Genomic DNA, 19,584 nt, shown 5'->3' on the forward strand with positions numbered 1-19,584 from the left:
CGAGACGCGGCGCCCGACGGCGCCGACGGATGGGAGACTCAGAGCTGTCACGAACCGGGATACCCGCTTCGCTGACGACGCATCCGGAGCAGCGTGAGCAACGCCACCGTCAGGAGGACCCCGACCAGCAGACCGCCAGCCGCGGCGCGCAGCGGCTGCGGCGACACCGGGTCCGTGAGGACCTCGGGGGACCCGAGAGGGGTCACGGTCCCGTGGTTGGCGAAGGAGGCGATCCGTGTCGACTGCGCAGCGTATCTGCGGACGAGGTAGTCCGCGGTTGCCAGACCCCGAGCCCGCAGCGGGTCGAGGACCTGCACCCGCAGGACGCTGCTGTCCTCGACAGGCTCCGCGCTGACGGAGTCGAACAGCTCCTGGGGGGCGCGGCCCACGGCATCGGCCGCGCCCTGGAGGAAGTCACGGCGGGTGATCAGCACCGCGTGGGTGGCGAGCTGCCTCGTGATGCTGTCCACCGTGGCCGTGTCGCTGGGCTCGTGGAGGAACTCGACCTGGATGGCGTAGACCGGCGGCTGAGCGGCGCTCTCCAGGGCCGCCCCGAGGGTGGGCACCACCAACAGGCCCGCGATGAGCAGGACCAGCAGGGCCCGACGGCGGCCGACCCCGCCGCGGGCCGTCCGTGGAGCACGGTCGACCCGCGTGGTGTCCTCGCCCGTCGCCACGTGGGCGGAGTGCCGGTTCGCCTCACCCGTCGTGGGCGGAGGCGGCGTCAGTTGGCTCATCGCCGCTCTCCGTGCCCCGGCATCAGGATCGCCGACAACAGCATGGGGACGGCGGAGGGGCGTGTCTCCGGGTGGGCACCGTAGTGCTCTGAGGACTGCTGTAGCGGACGCCCACGCACATCGGCTCACGCCTCTCCTCGGCTCAGCGAGGTGGCGGACGCTACCTCAGCGATCCCGCTGAGATAAGAACCCCGCGAATGCCCGGGGCGGAGCACAGGAATCGCGCTCCATGCACCACAGTTCGCAACGGAACGGAAACTGATCGTATCTATTGGCTCTTCCGTGTGGCTCGATCCGGCCGACGATCAGTCGTCGGCGACGTTGCGGCGCATCCGCTCCAGGACGGCGGCGACGCGGGCGAGGTCGTCGCCGTCCAGCCCGGCGCGCAACTGCTCGTCGTGCGCGCGAGCGGCGTCCCGCAGGCGGTCGAAGAGCCGCAGGCCCGCCTCGGTGAGCTCCACCCGGCGCACGCGCCGGTTGTCCGGGTCGGCGACGCGGGCGACCAGCCCCGCGGCCTCCATGGCGTCGAGCTGCTGGGTGAGCGTGGCCGCGCGCACGCCGAGGGCGTCGGCGAGCTCCCGCTGGGTGGCCACCGGGCCGGCGCGCAGGGAGAGCAGGACCAGCCACACCGTGCGCGATCCGCCCGCCGCCACGAGCCGGGCGTCGAAGGCGCGGCTGACCTCCCGCGCGACGCGGGCCAGGAGCAGCCCGATGGGCGGGCCGCCGGGGGGCCGGGGCACGCCGCCACCCTACCGCGACGATCAGGTACCTGACCTTTCGGTACCTCACGATCCCGCGTACGGTCGAGGGCGGCCGATCCCCCCGCCGAGGAGGCCGCGATGACCGCGACCGCCCCCACCTCCGCCGTCCGGCTGCGCCTGGGCCGTGACACCCGCCGGCTCGTCCTGCTCCTGCACCTGGCCTGCTCGCTGGGCTGGCTGGGTGCCGACGTCGTCCTGGGCGTGCTGGCGGTCACCGGGTTCACCTCCGACGACCCGTTCCTGGTGGCGTCGAGCTACACGGCGCTGCACACCTTCGCCGTCCCGGTGCTCCTCACGCTGGGACTGGGCAGCCTCGCCAGCGGCGTGCTGCTGGGACTGGGCAGCCAGTGGGGCGTCGTGCGGACCCGGTGGGTGCTGGTCAAGCTGGTGCTCAACGTGGTCCTGGTGGCTCTCGTGCCCGTCCTGCTGCAGCCACAGGTGACCGAGGCCGCGGCCCTCGTCCGATCGAGCGACCCCGTGCTCGCCGACCAGCTCGGCCGCGGCCCGCTCAACCTGCTGTTCCCGGCGTTCGTCTCGGGGACCTCGCTGGTCGTCGCCGCGGTGCTGGGGATCTGGAAGCCCTGGGGTCCGACGCGGCGGCGCGCCGGCCGGGACGAGCGCTGAGGGCGCGAGCGACGGCGTCACCCCCGCGGGGGAACCCCTGCGCGGCTGCACCGTCGGGGACGCCCGCACTGTTACGGTACTCCTCAGTCACTGAACGACTACGCTCCGAGACGACGACCGCGCCTCGGAGAGCCGACACATGGGGGTCCATCCATGGCGAACGTCAACGTCACCTACCAGCAGATGGAGGAGGCGGCCGGGCGCCTCAACAACGGCCGCACCGAGATCGACGGCCTGCTGGGACAGCTGAAGAACCTGGTCGACCAGCTGGTCTCCGACGGCTACGTCACCGACAGCTCCAGCCGCAGCTTCCAGTCGTCCTACGACGAGTTCACCACCGGCGCGAAGAACACCATCGCCGGCCTCGAGGGGATGGCCCAGTACCTCACCCAGGCGGCCGCCACCTTCCGCGACGCCGACACGCAGCTGGCCAGCGCGCTCGGTCGCTGACCTCTCCGCTCCACGAGTCAGGGGCCGTCCCGCGGAGAGCGGGACGGCCCCTGACCCGTTCGCGGGCCCGCGACCGGACCGTGGTGACCGGTCAGCCGGTGAGGGCCACCACGGCGGCCACCACGCCGAACAGCAGCGCGACGAGGGTCGCGACGCTCAGCAGGAACCAGCCGTACCCGGCCGTCAGCGGCCACAGGGGCGCGGTCCCGGGGTGGGCCTTCTGGGCCAGCCGCGTGTTGCGGAACCGCTCCTCGCGCACCGGCAGGCCGGTCGACTCCAGCAGGCCCATCGGCCAGGCCTGGTCGAACAGCGCCTGGGCCAGCATCCCGCTCCGGGCCAGCACGCGGCCGCCGGAGTCGACGAGGAGCACCCGACCGGCCAGCACCGTGTCCCAGGCGTTGGGCATCATCGGCGGGTACAGCGCGCGCACCAGGCCGGCCAGCTCACCGGGCCCGTCCCCGATCCTGAACCCCACCCTCTCCTGCTTCGCACCGTCGCTCAGCCAGGTCGCCGTGCCGGCCGACCGGTCGACGACCAGGCGGCAGCGCTCGATCCGGGGACGCGGGTCGGGGACGACCTTGACGTCCCCCATCTCCGGCACCACGGGCCGGACCTCCAGTGCCGTCATGCCGCACTCCCCTCCGTGACCTGCACACCCGCGACCAGCGCGTCCAGCTCGGGCAACCACCGCTCCGCGTCGCGCGGGTCCGGGAAGGACGCCGACAGCAGCCACGCGGCCTCGTCGAACGGCAGCACGAACACCACGTGGTCGGAGACCGTGCGGGTGTCCTCGTCGTACGCGCGCTGGCGCACGCGGATGCGCCGCGGTCCGGGACCGGTGAGGTGCTCGACCTCCGGCGGCAGCAGCTGCAGCTCGCCCGGGAGCAGGACCTCCTCCACGACCTCGCCGACCGGGGTGCCGGCGGGGAACGTCAGGCCGTTGAGGCGGACCACCGACCGCGGTCCGCGGGCCGGCTCGGGGCAGAGGAAGAAGGCGCCGAAGCACTCCGTGCGGAAGGCGGCCTCCGCGAGCAGCGCCAGCTTGACCGCCAGCCGCTCGACGTCGAGCTCGCTGTGCGGCTGCCCGGAGGACGACCACAGCCGTCGGGCGGCCTCCGGCGCCCACTGCCTGAGGTCGTCGGCCGAGGTGGCGGAGGCCCACAGCCCCGAGTGGTCGACGGTGATGTCGGGCGGGGTGGGGCTCATGCCCGCACCCACCGCATGCTGGTGGCCATGACGTCGAACAGTCCCACGAGCGCGGGACCGAGCTGTTCGACGGGGGTCGAGAAGGCGAACACGAGGATCCCGTGGCTCCCGGGGATGGGGACGTAGTAGTCGAGCCGGGTCACGCGCAGCACGCCGCCGGGCAGCTCCCCCACCGGGTCGACCCGCTCCTCGTGGACGCCCAGCCGGCGCACCGCCGGCGCGCCGGCGACCTCGACGAGGTCGAGCTCCTGCACGGTGACGTCGTCACCGCCGGACGACAGGGTCTCCAGCAGGCCGGCGAGGTCCGCGCCGTCCCCCTGGAGGTGGGTCACCAGGGCCGACGCCGGCACCGGCATGCCGGCGACCGGGTCCAGGCTGAGCAGGACGTCGAGGCCGCCGCGGCTGCGCGCCGCGGTCAGCGTCTCCCCGAGGTCGCGGGTCAGCCCCGTGCGCAGCGCCTCGCGGTGCTCCGCGGGCACGGTGGACAGCCGCTCGTCCACCAGCTGCTTGACCCGCAGGGGCACCCGGTCGTCGAGCGGGATCCGCGCCCACCCGGGGGGCAGCAGGAGGGTGAAGTCCTGGACGGCCGCCGTCGCGCGGGTCATCGGACCTGGCACAGCGGCATCGACCACTGCTCCACCGTCTCCGCCCGGCGGGCCGTGTCCCGGGCCTCCTGGGACGGCTCCACGACGAAGTCGTTCACGACGTCGGCGCCGGACTTGACCAACTGGCCGCCCTGCACGACCCAGCCCCAGGTGACCGCCGAGGCCGTCGTGACCTTCTGGATGGCGTCGATCCGGATGCTGCCGGGGACGGCCGCGTCGATCCGGGAGACCAGCGTCGCGAGCTCGGCGAGGTCCCGGTCGGCGAACGCGAGCACCCGGCTGGTCACCGCGGTGGGGCTGCCGGTCAGGGTGGCGACGGTGGTCCGGGCGGCGTCCGCGGCGTCGTCGGCCGCGCGGAAGGCGTTGCGCATGCGGGAGGACAGGCTCAGGGCCGTGCGGGCGAAGGGCACCCGCCGCCCCAGGTCGAACAGCCGTCCGGGCAGTCCCCGGGCCGCGAAGGCGGCACGCCCCCCGCGGGTCGCGGCGATGGCCTGCCCGATCCGGCTGGCCGCTCCGCCGACGTTCCGGGCGATCGCCCCGACGCCGAAGCCCAGGCCGAAGGTGGCCAGGCCGACGAGGTCCCAGACGACGTCGTCCCAGTCGCCGTTGTCGGTGGCCGCGAGGCCGATGTGCGCACCGAGCATGACCACGGTCAGCGCGGCGCCCGCGGCGTTCAGGGCGCCGACCACCGAGATCGCCGTCCCCGCGATCACCAGGGTCGGTGCGGCGAACGCGATGATGAGCGCCGCGATGGCGATGACGAACACCGCGACGGCGATCCACTTCAGCGCCGTCGTGATCCAGCCGGCGTTGCGGTCCCACCAGCCGTCCCGGAGCTCCTCGCGCCCGCGCGCGTCGCGCAGGGTCGCGGCCGCGGACCGGGCGGCGCGCTCGTAGTCGCCCGCGGCGCGGTCGTAGTCGCGCCGGGCGGTCGAGAGCCGGGTGGCCGCCTCCTCCACGGCGTGCTGGTGGTCGCGCAGGTCGGCAGCGGCCGCGGTGGCCTCCTCCGGCGTCGCGGTGGCGGCTGCCCGCGCCGGCCGGTTGGCCTCCAGGGTCCTGCGGTCGGCCTGGGCCTCCTGGGCCCGGTGGACGGCGCCGTACGCCCGGGTCTGCACCTCACCGAGGTCCTCGGCGAACTGGCGCAGGGCCCGCGCGGCGGCCTCGTACCGGCCGCGGGCCTTGACGATGCGCTCGGAGAGGTCGCCGGCCCGCTCGACGAACTTCTCCCCCGCCTCGCCCTTCCAGCCGCCCCGCGCCTGGGAGGTGAGGCGCCGGAGGTTGGCCGCCTGCGCCTCGATCTCCGCCGCCGTGTCCTCGTAGCGGCGGGCGAGGGTGGTGAGGGCACCCGCGTCACCGGGGACGCCGTTGCGGCCGTCGAGCGGCGCGAACGAGGCCGGCGGGGTGGGGCTCCAGCTCATCGCGGGCACTCCCGGGTCGCGTCCTGGATGGATGCGGCGAGCTGGTTGTCCGCGTCGATGTAGGCCTGCCGGCTCTCGTCGGCCATCGTGTACACGGCGTCGATCGAGTCGATCAGCTTCTGGCGGTTGTGCTTCCACTCGTCGACGAAGGCGCGCATCTCGTCGAGCAGCGCGTTGCGGCCGATGGCGGCCTCCGCGTCCTCGACGATGTCCGCGGCGCGCGTGAACTCGTGCAGCAGCATGCCGAGGCTGCCGGCCGTCTCGCCGAGCAGGTCGAGGTCCACCTCGAGGTCAGCCACGCTCTCCCACTCCCCCCGTGCGGACGCCGGTCGACGTCCGGACCACACCGTCGCGATTCCTACGCAGCGTAACCGGGCGACCGCGGAGAAGCGGGGCTCCCCCGGGGTGACCACCCCATCGGGCCATCCCCCTGCGCCTCACGCGTCCCCTCCCGTCCCACCGGCGGGCGCGGAGGGGACGGCGACGGTGAGCAGGGTGCCGTCGCCGGTGTGCAGCAGCCCGCGGCCGGGCTGCACCGACTGGCCGACGGCGCTGCGCGGGAGCCGGACGCCGACCAGGTCGCCGTCCGTGCTGCCCTGCGGCGACAGGAGCAGGCCCTGGCGCGAGCGCTTGGCCTCCACCTGCCAGCCGGACAACCCGGTGCAGATGCTGTCGGCGTTGCCGGCGAGCACCAGCGTCCGGCCCGGCCCGGCCAGCCCCTTCACCACGTCGCGGAAGACCTCCGCCGCCGGGCAGTCGCGGAGCACGTCGCCGTCGTCCAGGAGCACGACCAGCGGCCCGGCCGGCGCCCCGGCCAGCAGCTCGCGCCAGTGGTCGGCCGGCGCGGCGGCGTCCTCCACGACCGCGAGGACGCCGTCCCGTCCGGCCAGCGCGCGCAGCGGTGAGGCCTTGGGGGCACCGACCACCACCGGCACCCCCTGGCGGAGCAGGGACTCGGCCATGACCGCGAGCACGGTGCTCTTGCCCGACCGGCCGGGGCCCGCGACGACGAAGGCGGGGCCGTTGCCGTGGACGAGGTCCAGACCGGCCGCGGTCAGCTCGTCGCCACCCACGCCGACCAGCGCGACCGGCGACGTCGCCTCGGCCGGGCGCATCGCCCAGGCCTCCTCGAAGGTCAGCCGCGCGGGCAGGACGTCGACCCGGAAGGGCCGGGCCGCGCGGGGGACGAGCGCGTCGCGGACGTGCGCCGCCTTGGCGATCTCGGCCAGCGCGGCGGCCTGCCCCTGGCCGCTGTCGTCGTCGGACAGGAGCGCCACCTGGGTCTCGACGGCGCCGTCGACGGTGAGCCCGCGGCCCGGCGGCAGCTGGTCGGGCACCTGCCGGGTGCCGATCCCGATGAGCGGGTAGTCGCCGCGGTCGGCCAGCCGCATGACCAGCTTGTTGTCGGTGAGCGAGGCCAGCCGTGCGGTGCCCAGGGACCGGTCGCCGGTGACCACCACGGAGACCCCGACCGAGGCGCCCTCGCGGACGATGCCCATGAGGATGTCGGTGAGCCGCCCGCCGTCGACCTCGCCGAGGGTGGGGGTGAAGCCCTCCCACCGGTCCAGCAGCAGGACCACGTGCGGCAGCCGCTCCTCCGGGACGGCGGCCCGGCGCTGCTCGGGGACGTCGGCGTACCCCCCGTCGGCGAGCAGCTGCTGGCGCCGCTCGACCTCGCGGGCCAGCCGGTCGAGCAGGCGGACGGCCCGCTCGGTCTGGGTGCGGGTCACCACGGCCCCGCAGTGCGGGAGGTCGGCCAGGGGCAGCAGCGCGCCGTTGCCGCAGTCGAGCCCGTACAGGTGGACGTCGGCCGTCGAGCAGCGTTCGCCCACCGCGCCGGCGAGGGTCCGCAGCAGCTGGGACCGGCCGCTCTTCGGCGACCCGATGACCAGCAGGTGCCCGTCGGTGGCCGGGTCGAACGCGGCTCCCCGCCGCTGCTGCGCGGCCGGGAGGTCCTGCAGGCCGAAGGGCAGCCGGGTGGCCGAGGCGGTGGCCGGGCCGGCGACGGCGTCGAGGTCGGCGGCGAGCACCCGCTCGGGCAGGGCGTCCAGCCACGGGCTGCGCTGGGCGGGCACGCCCTCGGCCTCGGCCGCCCCGCGGATCGCCTCGACGAGGACCGACAGGTCGGTGACCTCCACGTCCGAGGTCCGGACGGCTGTGGCGGGCCGCTGCGGGGCGCCGTAGCCGAGCTGGTGCCAGCCCAGCGGGACGACGAACGGCTCGACCGCCGCGACCGCGCCCTGGCCCGGGCGCCGGCCGCCGATCCGGCCGGCCTGGAAGGGCACCAGGCCGCCGTGGCCGAGCCGGGCGAGACCGCGGCCGGGCGCCGACTTGGGGATGCGCGCGGCGTCGGGCGCGTCGAGCACGTCGGTGCTGTCCTGGCCGTCGGTGACCCGCAGCGAGATGCGCAGGTTGGTGTTGGCCCGGATCTCCGGCGAGACCACGCCGCTGGGCCGCTGGGTGGCCAGCACCAGGTGGATGCCCAGCGACCGGCCGCGCTGGGCGATGTTCACCAGACCGGTCACGAAGTCGGGCAGCTCGCGGGCCATGGAGGCGAACTCGTCGATGACGATGAGCAGCCGCGGCAGCGGCGGGCGCTGCGGCTCCCGGGTCTGCAGCTCGATGTAGTCGTCGATGTCCTTCACGCCCGCGTCGGCGAGCCAGTGCTCGCGGAACCTCAGCTCGGCGCCCAGCGACGTCAGCGCCCGCTCGACCAGGTGCGCGTCGAGGTCGGTGACCATGCCGACGGTGTGCGGCAGGTGCACGCAGTCCTTGAAGGCGCTGCCGCCCTTGTAGTCGACGAGGACGAAGGTGAGGGCGTCGGGCCGGTTGGCCACCGCGAGCGACGCGATCATCGTCTGCAGCAGCTCGGACTTGCCGGCGCCGGTGGTGCCCGCGACCAGGCCGTGGGGACCGTCCGTGCGCAGGTCGAGCGTGAAGGGCCCGTCCAGGCCGGCGCCGACCACCATCCGGGTCGTCCGGCCCTCGAGCTGCCACCGCGCGCGCACCGCCTCCACCGTGGGCGGCTCGAGACCGAGCAGGTCCAGCAGCCGGGCGATGTCGGGCAGGACGGCGTCGTCGTCCTCCACGCTGACGTCGCGCAGCGGGGCCAGCGCCCGGGCCGCGGTGTCGGCGAGCTGCGCGGACACGCCCTCGGCGAGGACCCCGGTCACCGGGTCGTGGCCGCTGCGCCGGACGTCGAGCAGTGCGTCGTCGTCGGCGTCGAAGACCGCGGCGGCGGTGGCGGCCTCCGGCAGGAACCGCTCCTCCTCGTCGGCGCACACGGCGTAGATGCCGTGGGCGGGGCCGTCCTGGAGCAGCGGGGCCAGGCCCGGGGTCGCCCGCAGGGCCCGGAAGCCGTGGACCACGAGCACGTGCGCGGGGAAGGCCTCCGGCTCGAGCCGCCCGCCCCGTGCCGTGGCCTCCTCGCGGCGGGCCTTGAGCAGCGCGGTGAGCTCCGCGACCCGCGCGGTCACGGTCTGCTGGTCGTTGCCGACGAAGGCGACCGCGCCCTCGCCGTCGGGGGTGCGGGCGTGCGGCAGCCAGCGGACCCAGTTCCAGTCCGACCGGGCGCGGGGGGCCAGGACGGTCAGGGCCAGGTCGCGCGGCGGGTGGTGGACGGCGAGCTGGAGCACCACCCAGCGCAGCAGCCCGGCCAGCGGCTCGGCCGGCCCGGCCAGACCGAGGACGCCGGCCTCGCGCAGCGGCACCGCAGCCGGCACGGCGCGCACGATCCGCTGCTCGCCGCCGTCCTCGGGCGCCGTCCGCCGGGTCACCTGGACCTCGGCGGGCAGGTCGCCGGCGCCCAGCCGCAGGCTCAGCGCGTCCGGGTCGGTGCGGCGGCGCTCCCACAACCGCTTGCGCGGCTGGACCGCGGTGAGCAGGACGGCCGCGGCGTCGGGGTGGGCCGCGCGGCGGCGCGCGGTCTCCGCGGCCAGCGCCTCGTCGATCCGGCGGTGGGCGTCGGCGAGCTCCCGCTCGTACTCCTCGCGCGCCCGGCGGTCCTCGCGGGCGGAGTGCCGCCGGTCGGCGACGGTGTTGCTGACCATCATCACCGGGCTGGCCACGGCGAAGACGAGGTACATCGGCGAGCGCATGACCACGGCGAGGACGACGCCGATGAGCAGCGGCGCCAGCACCATGACCAGCGGGAAGCGCCGGGCCTCCCGGGCGCGGGGCTCCTCGGGCAGCTGGATGCGGACGACCCGCTGCGAGGGCAGCAGCCGGGGCGCGCGGACGAACGCCCGGGTGCCGGGGCCGGCCGGCTCGACCGCGGCGTCCGAGCCGGAGGCCGGGACGATCGTGAGCTGGGTGTCGCCGAGTCCGATGACCTGTCCGGGCTCGACCGGCGTCGGCTCCTCGCCGACCGGCACACCCTCCAGGCTGGTCCCGTTGGCAGAGCCGAGATCGGCCAGCGTCGCGCCGTCGGGGCCGACGCGCAGCACCGCGTGCCGGCGGGACATGGACGGGTCGCTGAACCCGAGCGGGCTGCTGCGGCCGAGCTCGTGCGTGCCGACCGGCAGCTCGGCGACCAGCCCGCTGGCCGGGCCGCTGACCGCGTGCAGCTGCCAGCCCCGGGCCGGGGGCGGTGGCAGGTGCGCCGCCGCGGCGGTCGCGGAGAGGTGCACGACCGCGCCGTCGACCAGGGCGCTGCGGCCGACCGGCTGGTCGTCGGCGAGCCGCTGCCCGTCGACGAACAGCCCCTCGGCGGGCACCCCGGCCGCCCGGCCGAACGCCGCGGCGACCTGTCCGACCGGGGTGTCGTCGTCGAGGTCGACGGCGACGTCGAGCACCGTCCGGTCGGGCAGTCCGAGACCGACCTGTACGCGCACCTGTCCTCCTCCGCGCCGTCAGTCGACGCTGTTCTGCAGGACGTCGAAGGTCCGGCTGTCGGCCTCGACCTCGCCGAGCCGGACCGACACCGTGCAGGCGCTGCCGACCGTGTTGGCGTAGGGCACCCGGTCGGTGAAGGCCAGGGCACCGGTGCAGTCGTCGGTCCGCACCTCGAGCTCGCCGCCGAGCTGCTCCAGGAGCAGGGTCGGCTGCGGGTTGCGGCTGCTGAAGACCACCGAGACGTTGTCCGCGGCATCCGTCCCGCGCCACACCGGCAGGACGACGACGTCGACGGTCGACCCGACGCGCACCGTGCCGCCGATCTGGACCTCCAGGTCGTCGAGCCGCTGCGCGGGGTAGGCCGGGGTGGCCACCAGTCCGTCCAGCGCGTCGCCGGTCGCGGTGCCGAGGTCGGCCAGTCGCTCCCGGACCGCGGTCGCGGGGTCCTCGTCCCCGGCGTCGAAGGGCACGCTGTAGGTGGCGGTGGCCGACGCCCCCGCGGGGACGTCGACCGGGACCTGCCACCCGCAGGCGGTCACCGGGATCCCCGGTGTCGCGTCCCGCACCACGCCGGCCACCTGCCAGTCGACCTCGGGGCAGGGCTGCCCCGCGGCGGCCGGGACCGCCTCGAACAGCGGGCCGGCGAACGCGGTGTCCGACGACCAGGTCACCGTCGTGGTGAGCGTGCCCGACCCGGGGTCGAAGTCCGCCTCGCGGACCGTGGTGAGCCCCGACCTCAGCCGCTCCGTGGGCCCCAGGACGCTGACCTCGGCGACCCCGCTCCCCCTCCCGGGCGCGGCGGCGACCGCCTCGTCGTCCCCGCTCCGGCCCGCGACGAGCACGGCGACGCCGACGACGGCGGCGGCCGCGACCAGCGCACCGCCGGTCACCGCCCAGCGTCGCCGGGCGCTGGCCCGCTCCCCGGGCGTCGACGCCGGGACCGGCGCCGGGCCGGCCGGCGTGGGCCGGGGCGCGCGCAGCTGCGTCTCCCCGGCGGCCGCGTCGGGGTCCAGCCCGGACGGCGTCACCCACGGTCCGCCGTCGCCCGCGGCCCGCGGGCCGGCGGCCGGGACCGCCGCGCCGCCCTTGACGTTGGTGCGGCCCGGGTCGAGCTCCTCGACCGGCCGGTGGCCGAGCACGCCGAAGGCCGGTGCGGGGCCGGCGACCGCCGGTTCCCAGGCGCCGGGCTCGGGCACGACGGGGAGGGCACCGAGCGCGGCCAGCGAGGGCTGCAGGTCGCGCAGCGCCTCGGCCGCCGCCGCCGCGGGCGGCCGCCGCGCGGGGTCCTTGGCCAGCATCGCCTGCAGGACGGCGTCCAGCTCGGTGGGCAGGCCGGGCACGGCGGGCGGCCGGGCGGTCACGTGCCGGTTGGCGATCGCGTAGCCGGTGCCGCCGCCGGCGAAGGGTGTGCGCCCGGCCAGCAGCTCGTAGAGCAGGATGCCGGTCGCGTAGACGTCGGAGGCGGCGCTCACCGTCTCGGCGGTGAAGATCTCCGGGGCCATGTAGTCGGCGGTGCCGAGGACCCCGGTCATGCGGACGGTGGTCTCCTGCGCCAGCCGGGCGATGCCGAAGTCACCCAGGAGGACCCCGGGGGGCTCGGCCGCGGTCAGCAGCACGTTGTCCGGCTTGACGTCCCGGTGGAGGACGCCCTTGCCGTGGGCCTCGGCCAGGGCCGCGAGCACGTCCCCGGTGAGCCGGACCGCCTCGGCCGGGGGCAGGGTGCCCGCGGCCCGCAGGCGGGCCCGCAGGTCGGCGCCCGCCACCAGGTCCATGACGATGGCGAGGTCCTCGCCCTCGATGACCAGGTCGCGGACGCGGACGATGTTCGGGTGCACCAGGTCGAGCAGGATCGACCGCTCCTGCACGAACCGGGTGAGGATCTCCGCGTCGCGCGCGAACTCGGGGCGCAGGAGCTTGGCGGCGACCCGCTCCCCGCTGCGCTGGTCGAGCGCCTCCCACACCTGGCCCATCGCCCCGGAGCCGAGCACCCGCTCCAGCAGGTACCGGCTGCCGAGGGCCCGTCCCGTCGTCTGCACGCGGCCCCCGCTCAGCGACCGACGGGCAGCACGAACCAGGACAGGGCGGGCTCGCCGGCCCCCACGCCGCGGCCCGGACCCCGGGTGGTGGCCTGGAGGACGGCGACGTCCTCGAGGCGCAGCGCCTGCCGATCGCCGAAGTCCAGTGCCGGGCCGGCCAGCCCGGAGTCCGCGTCGAGGGCGAGCCCCTGCAGCGCGTCGAGCACGGCCGGGGCGTCGCCGGACCCGGCCTCCGCGGCCGCGGCGGCGATCGCGACCACCGCGTCGTGGCTGCGGACGTCGGCGGTGCCGGCCCCCGAGACGGCGAAGCTGTCGGCACCGCCCACGGCGGGCAGCTCGGTGTCCTGCGCGGCCAGGCGGACCGCCGCGAGGAAGCCGGCCATGCCCGCGTCGGTCGAGGCCTCGGACGCGGCCGGGCCGACGGAGGAGAACTGGCCCGCGGTGGTGGCCGCGCCGGTGGTGCCCAGGTCGGCCAGCCGGGCGGCGAAGGCCGGGCTGAGCGCGGACGGGCCGAGCACCACCGGGACGGTGGCGGCCGACCCCTGCAGCGCGGCGACCACCTCCGCGGCGGTCTCGGCCGAGGCGTCCACGACCACGCCGTCGGCCCGCCCGTCGGGGAGCGCCGCCGCCGCGGCGGCAACCTGGGCGGGCAGCGCGTCGCCCGGGGTCACCGCCGTGCGGGCGCCGAGGGCGGCGACCCCGTCGCCGAGCCCGTCGGCGGTGAACACGAGCGGGGCCCGCTGACCGCGTTCGGCCAGCAGCGCCGACAGCCGGCCGGCGACCTGCTCGTCGCTGGGACCGGTGCGCCAGGTGGTGTCCCCCGCGAGCTCGTCGCGGGTGTCGTACGGGAGGAGCACCGCGGTGCCGGCGTCGGCGGCCACCTGCAGCGCGGGGTCGAGGTGGCTGCCGGCCGAGGCGTAGACGATGCCCGCGACGCCGGCGTCCACCAGCTGGCGGACGGCGGCGACCGCGCCCTCGGGCGTCCCGCGGTCGTCGACGACCTCGAGGGCCAGCCGGTCGCCGCCCTGGTCCAGGCGGAACTCGGCGACCCGGGCGCCGGCGGCCGGAGCGGCGAACTCGGTCCCCTGCCCGCGGGCCGCCGCGCCGGTGACCACGACGCCCACGCGCACCGGCGGCGCGTCGTCGGGGAGCAGGGTGAGGGCGACGGCCGGGGCCGCCGCCGGGCGGAAGTCGGCCGCCTCGTCCTCGCCGGCCGCCGTCGAGGTGCAGCCGGAGACGGCGACGGCCGTCAGGACCATCCCGCCGATCAGTCGTCGCACGTCACTGCTCCCCGGCGAGACGGAAGGTGAAGACGGTCGCGGAGGTGGACCCGTCGGGCAGGTCCTCGGCGAACGCGTCGTAGGTGTCGGCGGACTGCAGCGCCCGGACCAGCTGCTGCTGCTCCAGCTGCGCGTCGGCCAGCTCGGTCATCCGGACCCCGCCGAAGCTGGCGGCCGTCTGGCTGGTCTGCTGGACCTGCTCGGTCCGGACGCCGGCCTGGCCGGCGCTGTCCTGCATGACGCCCAGCAGGCCCCGGCCGTCGCGGGCCGAGCCGAGGTCGACGAGCACCTTGGCCAGCTGGGCCTGCAGCTGGGCAGCGGCCGCGGACTGGGACTGGTTGGCGGCCGACACCTGCTCGGCGAGCCGGGCGACGGCGTCCTGGGCGGACGCGTCGAGGTCCTGCTCGGCCGCGGCCTGCGTCGCCGCGAGCTGGGCCTGCTGGGCGGCGACGACCGCGCGGCCCTGCTCGGTCTGCCGGTCGGCGGTCTCCCCGAGCCGCTGCATCAGCGCCTCGGACAGCTCGGCCAGCGCCGCGTCGGCCGCACTCCCCGCCTCCGCGGCGTCGTCCGCGGTGGCGGCGACCTGCTCCTCGCCGGCGGCGCGGACCCGGTCGGCGGCCTGCTGCAGCAGCGCCTCCAGGTTCGACCGGACCTGGTCCTGCGAGCAGTCGACGGCGGCGAAGTGGGTGGCGACGGCGTTCAGGGGCGACGACTCGACCGGCGGGTCACCGCACTCCCAGGCCGGGCCGCCGGGGTGCACGTACAGGGCGTCGACGGCGTCGAGCAGGTCCGCCACCCCGTCCTGCAGGCCCCGGTCGGACACCGGGCCGTCCACCAGCGTCTGCAGCTGGCCCAGCGGGGCGGCGAGGCCGGTGAGCTGGGTCTGCAGGGCCGTGAGCTCCGGGGCGATGTCGTCGAGCTCGTCCCGCGCGGTCGCGGCGGAGGTCTTCACCGACTGCCACGCGGTGACGTCGTCGGCGATGCGCTGCGTGAGCGGCTCGTCGAAGTCGGTCGAGGTCAGCGGGTCACCGTCGCAGTCCTCTCCGGTGAGGAGCGCGAGGGACTCGTCGAGCTGGGCGGGGTCGGCGACGGCGAGGTCGCAGACCGCGTCGGCCAGCGCCGTGAGCTGGACGCTGACGCTCCCGGGGCCCTGCAGCTCGGCGAGCTGCTGGTCGGCCAGGCCGGTGATCTCCGTCAGCTCTGCTCGGACCGCCGCGGTCTCGACGTCGTCCACGGCCGCCGTCGCGTCCCCGATCCCGTCGCCCAGGGCGTCCAGCTGGGCCTGCAGCTGCGTCACGGTGGTGCCCGGCACCAGCAGGGACCGCAGGGCGGCACCGTCGGCCTGCACGTCGCGGACCGCCGTCACGAGGTCCTCGATCAGCTGGCCGACGAGGTCCACCGCCGCGGTGTCGAGGACGCCCGCGATCTGCGCACCCCGGGTCCGCACGTCCACGGCGACCTCCACCAGCTGGGAGCCCGCGCCGATCAGCCGGCACACGAGCGTGTCGGTGGCGTCGGCGCAGTCCGCCTCGTCGCCGATGCTGTCGCGCAGCGAGGCGCGCAGGTCCTGCACGCAGTCGCCGCTGGCCGCGCCGAGCTCGCGCAGCTGCCGGCTGACGGTGGACAGCTGGCCCAGCAGGGTGGCGGCCGGCGCCTCGTCGGCGGCCTGCGCGCCGCAGCCGGCCGAGGCCGGGCCCCCCGGGGCGGCGGCGGGGGTGCCGAAGTAGTCGAGGACGCCCCGGATGCTGTCGCGCAGCGAGGTCATCGCCTGGGAGTTGGTGGACTCGACGGTCGAGCCGACCGAGTCGTCGAGGGCCTGGAGGTCGGCGAGCACGCTCTGTGCGGCGGTGTCGACCGAGTCCGCCGTCCGGTCGAGGGCCGCCGTCGCGGCGGCGCCCACCTCGCCGGCGTTGGTGCTCAGCGTCTGGCGCACCTGCTGCAGGCTGTCGGCGACCTCGGCCAGGGTGGCGTTGACGCCCGCGATGAGCGCGATCGTGTTGTTCTCCGAGGCGACCCGCCCCGCGGAGCCGCCGAAGGTGCTGCCGACCAGGCTGGCGATCGAGGTGTCGGTGGCCAGGCCCGGCTGGACCGCCACGTCGATCTCGGGCAGCCGGAAGTCCTCGGCGTCCTGGACGAGGGTGAAGGTGGTGCTGGCCGACAGGCGCGGCGGCGCGAGCAGCGTGGCCCACTGGACGGTGGTGGCGGTGCCGTCGGTGCTCACCACGCCGTTCGTGGTGCCCGGCTCGGCGGCTCCCGGCTGCGGTCGGACCAGGCTCGCCCCGCTGCCCTCGGGCAGGACGGCGCTGGCGACGACGGTCAGCGGGGTGGTGACCAGCTCGTAGCGGTCCCGGAGGACCCCGCCGGAGTCGTACTGGAAGCGCTCCGGGCGGACGGTGGTGTTCTGCACGGTCACGTTGACCTCGACGCGGCCGCTGACGCCGGCCAGCTCGGCCAGGTCGGTGCCGACGCGCCCGTCGTGCCGCCAGGAGGTCGTCACCCGCACCGGCAGGTCCGCGGCGTTCTCCCCCGGGTCCAGCTCCCGGGTGCGGGTCTGCGACCCGTCCTCGTCCTGGCTGACCAGCGCGGAGGTCAGCGCGGTGATCGCACCGTCCGTGCCCAGCTCCACGGTGACCGCCTGCAGCGCCTGCTGCGGTGTCTCCTCGGCGAGGACCAACGGCGCCGTGCTGGCCGAGGCCCCCAGCAGCACCGCGGTGCAGCCGGCGGTCACCCCCCAGCGGAACCTCGACGTGCCCGCCCGTGTCCGCGCCCCGCGCATGCCGCTCCCCGTGTCGCTGCCGGCGACGCGCCCAGGCGCCGCCCCCTGTCGGGACCCGGCACGCTCGGCCGGCCCGACGATCAATGCGTCACGGTGCGGTGGCGCACAGTGACGACTCTGCCGACAGGGTACGGACGGTTCCGGAAGTCGGTCCATCACCCGTTCGTCGCGTGTCCGTGACGATCTCGCCGGATCCGACCACAGGGAGTGAGCGTTCGTCCCGCGCGCCCCGTGCACCCCTGAGGGCACTGGCCCCTCACCCCTGGGAGGGAGTTGGGGGCGATTTCGTGCCGGAACTCCTCGATCTTGATCCGCGACGTGCCGACACAGCGGCTCGAGCGGCGCTCCAGGAGGACCGCCGGACGACCCCACGGAAGGGATCGAGATGACACAGCAGGAGAGACGGGACGGGTTCCCGGAGATGGTGATGGAACCGCCGGTGGCGCACGGACCTGCCGCAGGTCCGGCGCCCGCCGGTCCCCCGGCGGCACCGGCCCCCACCCCCACGCCGTTCCGGCTCGACGTCACGGCGGACGACGTCCGGTCGTCGGCAGGCGTGGTGGCCCGGGCCTTCGGACCGGTCCTGGCCGGCCTCACGGTGCTCGTCGCCGTGCTCGGCGCCGTCGTGCTGCCGGACGACCACGGCGGCTCGCTCGCCGACTGGCTGCAGACGGCGATCGTCGTCCTGGCGCTCGCGCTCGGCGGCCGCCTCGTGGTCGACGGCTCGGTGGCCGTCGACGACGCCGCCCTGGAGGCCACCCTGGCACTGAGGGTGGTGCCGCTGGTGGTCACCCTCGTCGTCCTCGGGCTCGTCGCCCGCGCCACGGCGCGCGCCGAGCGGCAGAGCCCCTCGGCCGGCCCACGCCGGCTGCTCACCCGGTCCGCGGTGACCGGGGTCGTCGCCGGTGCGGTGGCCGGGCTGCTGGCGCTGCTCGGCAGCACGTCCACCCCCTACGGTCTCGACCTCGGCGAGGAGTTCGACGTCCCCGGGTCGGTGGAGGTCGGGGCCGGCGCGCTCGGCACCTTCCTCGGGGTCCTGCTCCTGGTCGGCGCCACGGCCGCGCTCGCCCGGGTGTGGGCCTCCCCCGTGTCCCGGATGCCGCTGCCGGCGGCCGTCGCCGCGTACCGGACCCCGGAGCGCACCGCCGACCTGCGCGTCGTGCTGCGCGTCCTGCGCACCTTCGGCATCGGGCTGGTCACCGCGGCCGCGGTGGGCCTGGTTGTCGCCTTCCTCCACCAGGCCTACCTCACCGACGACCTCGACGGGGACCGGCTGGCGGTGTTCGGCGGCCTGGTGGCGCTCGGCGTGAACGCCGTCGTCGTCCTGACCCTCGGCGCCCTGGGTGTGCCCGCGGTCCTCAGTGGCCGGAGCGAGGGCAGCGCGGAGCTGGTGGAGATGCTGGACGGCGGCATCGGCGCCAACGCCGACCGGTCCTTCGGTCTCACCGACAACCCGTGGTTGCTGTTGGTGTTGCTCGTGCCGGTCGCGATCGCCCTCGGCACCGCCGTCCGCCGCTCCCTGCGGGGGACCGGCACCGTGGTCAGCGCCCAGGGGCTGCAGCTGGCCGCCGGCATCGGCGCCGTGACCGGTCTGGCGGCGGCGCTGCTCGTCCGCGTGGCCGCCTCCGGCGAGGTCTCCGCGGCGGGTGACCCCGGTTTCGTGATCGAGGTCAGCGGCTCGGCGGGCGCGAACGCCAACCCGTCCCTGCTGTGGGCGCCGCTGCTCGGCGCGGCGTGGGCCGCGGCGGTGGTGTGGGCGATGCGCCTCGGGCCCACGCTGGCGCTGTCCCTGCCCGAGCGGGTGACCCGCCTGGTCGCCGGTCGTGGCATCAGCCCGGAGTGGGCCGCGGCCCTGGCGGGCACCGCCCCGGCCCCGGTCGGCCGTCGCTCGCCGGCCGTGCGGCTGGCCGCACTCGTCACCGCCGCTGCCGTGGCCGTGGCTGCGGTGGGCGCCGCCGTCGTCGCCGTCCTCAACGCCACGGTCTTCACCCCCCGGGCCGCGGCCGAGGACTACCTGGACGCGATCGCCGACGGCGACGTCGCCGTCGCGGTCACCCAGCTGGCCGAGGTGCCGGAGCTGGCGGACCAGACGTTCCTGAGCGACGCGGTGCTGGACAGCGACGACTTCACGCCCATCAGCGACGTGACGATCGGGTCGGTGCGCGAGTCCGGCGACTCGGCCACGGTCGACGTCACCTACGTCGTCGACGGCGAGGAGGTGGCCGACACCATCAGCCTCACCGCCGGGGACGACCGCCTCGGGTTCCTCCGGGACTGGCAGGTGGCCGAGTCGCTGCCGACCGTCGAGTCGTACTCCGACAGCAGCCTGGGGCGGGAGATCGCCGGGGTCGAGTTCCCGGCGACCGGCTCGTACCTCGCCCTGCCGGGCCGGTACACGGTCCACGCGGCCGACCACGCGCTGCTCACCTCGGACGACTCGTCCTTCGTCGTGACCACCGACTCGGCGGGCAGCCCGTCGCTCTCGCCGGAGATCCGGCCCGAGGTGCTCGACCGGGCACGGGACGCCGTGGACGAGGCCATCGCGACGTGCGCGGAGGCCACGGAGCTGCCGCTGGCGGACTGCCCGTTCCTCACCGGCTACAGCTGGCTGGAGGACCTGACCGATGTGCAGATCACCGTCACCGAGCAGCCGGAGTACTCCCTCGAGTACGACGAGTCGGTCGGCGGGCTGGTGATCGTCGGTGAGCAGTCCGGAGAGGTGACGGTGACCGGCACGGAGACCGTGGACTTCTTCTTCAGCGAGCCGGAGGAGCGTCCCTACGAGGGCTCCTACAGCTTCCGGGTCGACGGCGAGGTCACCGCGTCCGGGGACGACCTGGACGTGACCTTCGACTGAC

The 19,584-nt window shown here is 75.9% G+C and carries 14 protein-coding genes; 3 read left to right on the plus strand and 11 right to left on the minus strand.

What is annotated here, in order from left to right:
• Positions 1–47: 47 nt before the first annotated feature.
• Both ACI79I_RS01820 and ACI79I_RS01825 read right to left on the minus strand, forming a co-directional pair.
• Positions 48–737 carry a hypothetical protein gene (locus ACI79I_RS01820; RefSeq protein WP_456990464.1) on the minus strand — a complete coding sequence of 230 codons (690 nt, stop codon included), beginning with the start codon at positions 735–737 and terminating at the stop codon, positions 48–50.
• A 305-nt stretch (positions 738–1,042) separates the two neighbouring features.
• Positions 1,043–1,477 (minus strand): MarR family winged helix-turn-helix transcriptional regulator, encoded by a 435-nt coding sequence (locus ACI79I_RS01825; RefSeq protein ID WP_456990466.1) that lies wholly within the window; start codon positions 1,475–1,477, stop codon positions 1,043–1,045.
• A gap of 99 nt (positions 1,478–1,576) precedes the next feature.
• On the opposite strand from ACI79I_RS01825, the gene ACI79I_RS01830 reads away from it, so the two are divergent.
• Together ACI79I_RS01830 and ACI79I_RS01835 are read left to right on the plus strand one after the other, a co-directional pair.
• A complete protein-coding gene (locus tag ACI79I_RS01830; protein ID WP_456990468.1) occupies positions 1,577–2,122 on the plus strand; it encodes a hypothetical protein in 546 nt (181 codons plus the stop codon).
• A gap of 153 nt (positions 2,123–2,275) precedes the next feature.
• Positions 2,276–2,572: a WXG100 family type VII secretion target gene (locus tag ACI79I_RS01835; protein ID WP_456990470.1), complete on the plus strand. Its 297-nt coding sequence runs from the start codon at positions 2,276–2,278 to the stop codon at positions 2,570–2,572.
• A gap of 91 nt (positions 2,573–2,663) precedes the next feature.
• On the opposite strand, the gene ACI79I_RS01840 is transcribed toward ACI79I_RS01835, so the two are convergent.
• The 9 genes from ACI79I_RS01840 to ACI79I_RS01880 form a co-directional block, all read right to left on the minus strand.
• Positions 2,664–3,200 (minus strand): hypothetical protein, encoded by a 537-nt coding sequence (locus ACI79I_RS01840; protein ID WP_456990472.1) that lies wholly within the window; start codon positions 3,198–3,200, stop codon positions 2,664–2,666.
• Complete coding sequence (locus ACI79I_RS01845) at positions 3,197–3,778, minus strand: hypothetical protein (protein ID WP_456990474.1); 582 nt, start codon at positions 3,776–3,778, stop codon at positions 3,197–3,199. The genes ACI79I_RS01840 and ACI79I_RS01845 overlap by 4 nt, the downstream gene beginning before the upstream one ends.
• Positions 3,775–4,383: a hypothetical protein gene (locus ACI79I_RS01850; protein ID WP_456990476.1), complete on the minus strand. Its 609-nt coding sequence runs from the start codon at positions 4,381–4,383 to the stop codon at positions 3,775–3,777. The genes ACI79I_RS01845 and ACI79I_RS01850 overlap by 4 nt, the downstream gene beginning before the upstream one ends.
• A complete protein-coding gene (locus ACI79I_RS01855) occupies positions 4,380–5,801 on the minus strand; it encodes a WXG100 family type VII secretion target (RefSeq protein ID WP_456990478.1) in 1,422 nt (473 codons plus the stop codon). The genes ACI79I_RS01850 and ACI79I_RS01855 overlap by 4 nt, the downstream gene beginning before the upstream one ends.
• Positions 5,798–6,100, minus strand: coding sequence for a hypothetical protein (locus tag ACI79I_RS01860; RefSeq protein WP_456990480.1), 303 nt, complete (start codon positions 6,098–6,100; stop codon positions 5,798–5,800). The genes ACI79I_RS01855 and ACI79I_RS01860 overlap by 4 nt, the downstream gene beginning before the upstream one ends.
• 138 nt (positions 6,101–6,238) lie before the next feature.
• The gene (locus tag ACI79I_RS01865; protein ID WP_456990482.1) at positions 6,239–10,633 is read right to left on the minus strand and encodes an FtsK/SpoIIIE domain-containing protein; all 4,395 of its coding nucleotides are present in this window, start codon (positions 10,631–10,633) and stop codon (positions 6,239–6,241) included.
• Positions 10,634–10,651: 18 nt separating this feature from the next.
• On the minus strand, positions 10,652–12,670 hold the full coding sequence (locus ACI79I_RS01870; protein WP_456990484.1) for a protein kinase domain-containing protein: 2,019 nt from the start codon (positions 12,668–12,670) through the stop codon (positions 10,652–10,654).
• Between the two features lie 11 nt (positions 12,671–12,681).
• Positions 12,682–13,950 (minus strand): ABC transporter substrate-binding protein, encoded by a 1,269-nt coding sequence (locus ACI79I_RS01875; RefSeq protein WP_456990486.1) that lies wholly within the window; start codon positions 13,948–13,950, stop codon positions 12,682–12,684.
• A 1-nt stretch (position 13,951) separates the two neighbouring features.
• Positions 13,952–16,678 carry a hypothetical protein gene (locus tag ACI79I_RS01880; protein WP_456990488.1) on the minus strand — a complete coding sequence of 909 codons (2,727 nt, stop codon included), beginning with the start codon at positions 16,676–16,678 and terminating at the stop codon, positions 13,952–13,954.
• A gap of 433 nt (positions 16,679–17,111) precedes the next feature.
• Between ACI79I_RS01880 and ACI79I_RS01885 the strand changes: the two genes are divergently transcribed.
• Positions 17,112–19,583 (plus strand): hypothetical protein, encoded by a 2,472-nt coding sequence (locus tag ACI79I_RS01885; protein ID WP_456990490.1) that lies wholly within the window; start codon positions 17,112–17,114, stop codon positions 19,581–19,583.
• The last annotated feature ends 1 nt before the right edge of the window (position 19,584 follow it).

Source organism: Geodermatophilus sp. SYSU D01105, from assembly GCF_054050095.1.

Coding starts and splice junctions, on each gene's coding strand:
- ACI79I_RS01840 (WP_456990472.1), bottom strand. CDS start 3,200: ATGACGGCACTGGAGGTCCGGCCCGTGGTGCCGGAGATGGGGGACGTC.
- ACI79I_RS01845 (WP_456990474.1), bottom strand. CDS start 3,778: ATGAGCCCCACCCCGCCCGACATCACCGTCGACCACTCGGGGCTGTGG.
- ACI79I_RS01835 (WP_456990470.1), top strand. CDS start 2,276: ATGGCGAACGTCAACGTCACCTACCAGCAGATGGAGGAGGCGGCCGGG.
- ACI79I_RS01855 (WP_456990478.1), bottom strand. CDS start 5,801: ATGAGCTGGAGCCCCACCCCGCCGGCCTCGTTCGCGCCGCTCGACGGC.
- ACI79I_RS01830 (WP_456990468.1), top strand. CDS start 1,577: ATGACCGCGACCGCCCCCACCTCCGCCGTCCGGCTGCGCCTGGGCCGT.
- ACI79I_RS01885 (WP_456990490.1), top strand. CDS start 17,112: ATGACACAGCAGGAGAGACGGGACGGGTTCCCGGAGATGGTGATGGAA.
- ACI79I_RS01820 (WP_456990464.1), bottom strand. CDS start 737: ATGAGCCAACTGACGCCGCCTCCGCCCACGACGGGTGAGGCGAACCGG.
- ACI79I_RS01850 (WP_456990476.1), bottom strand. CDS start 4,383: ATGACCCGCGCGACGGCGGCCGTCCAGGACTTCACCCTCCTGCTGCCC.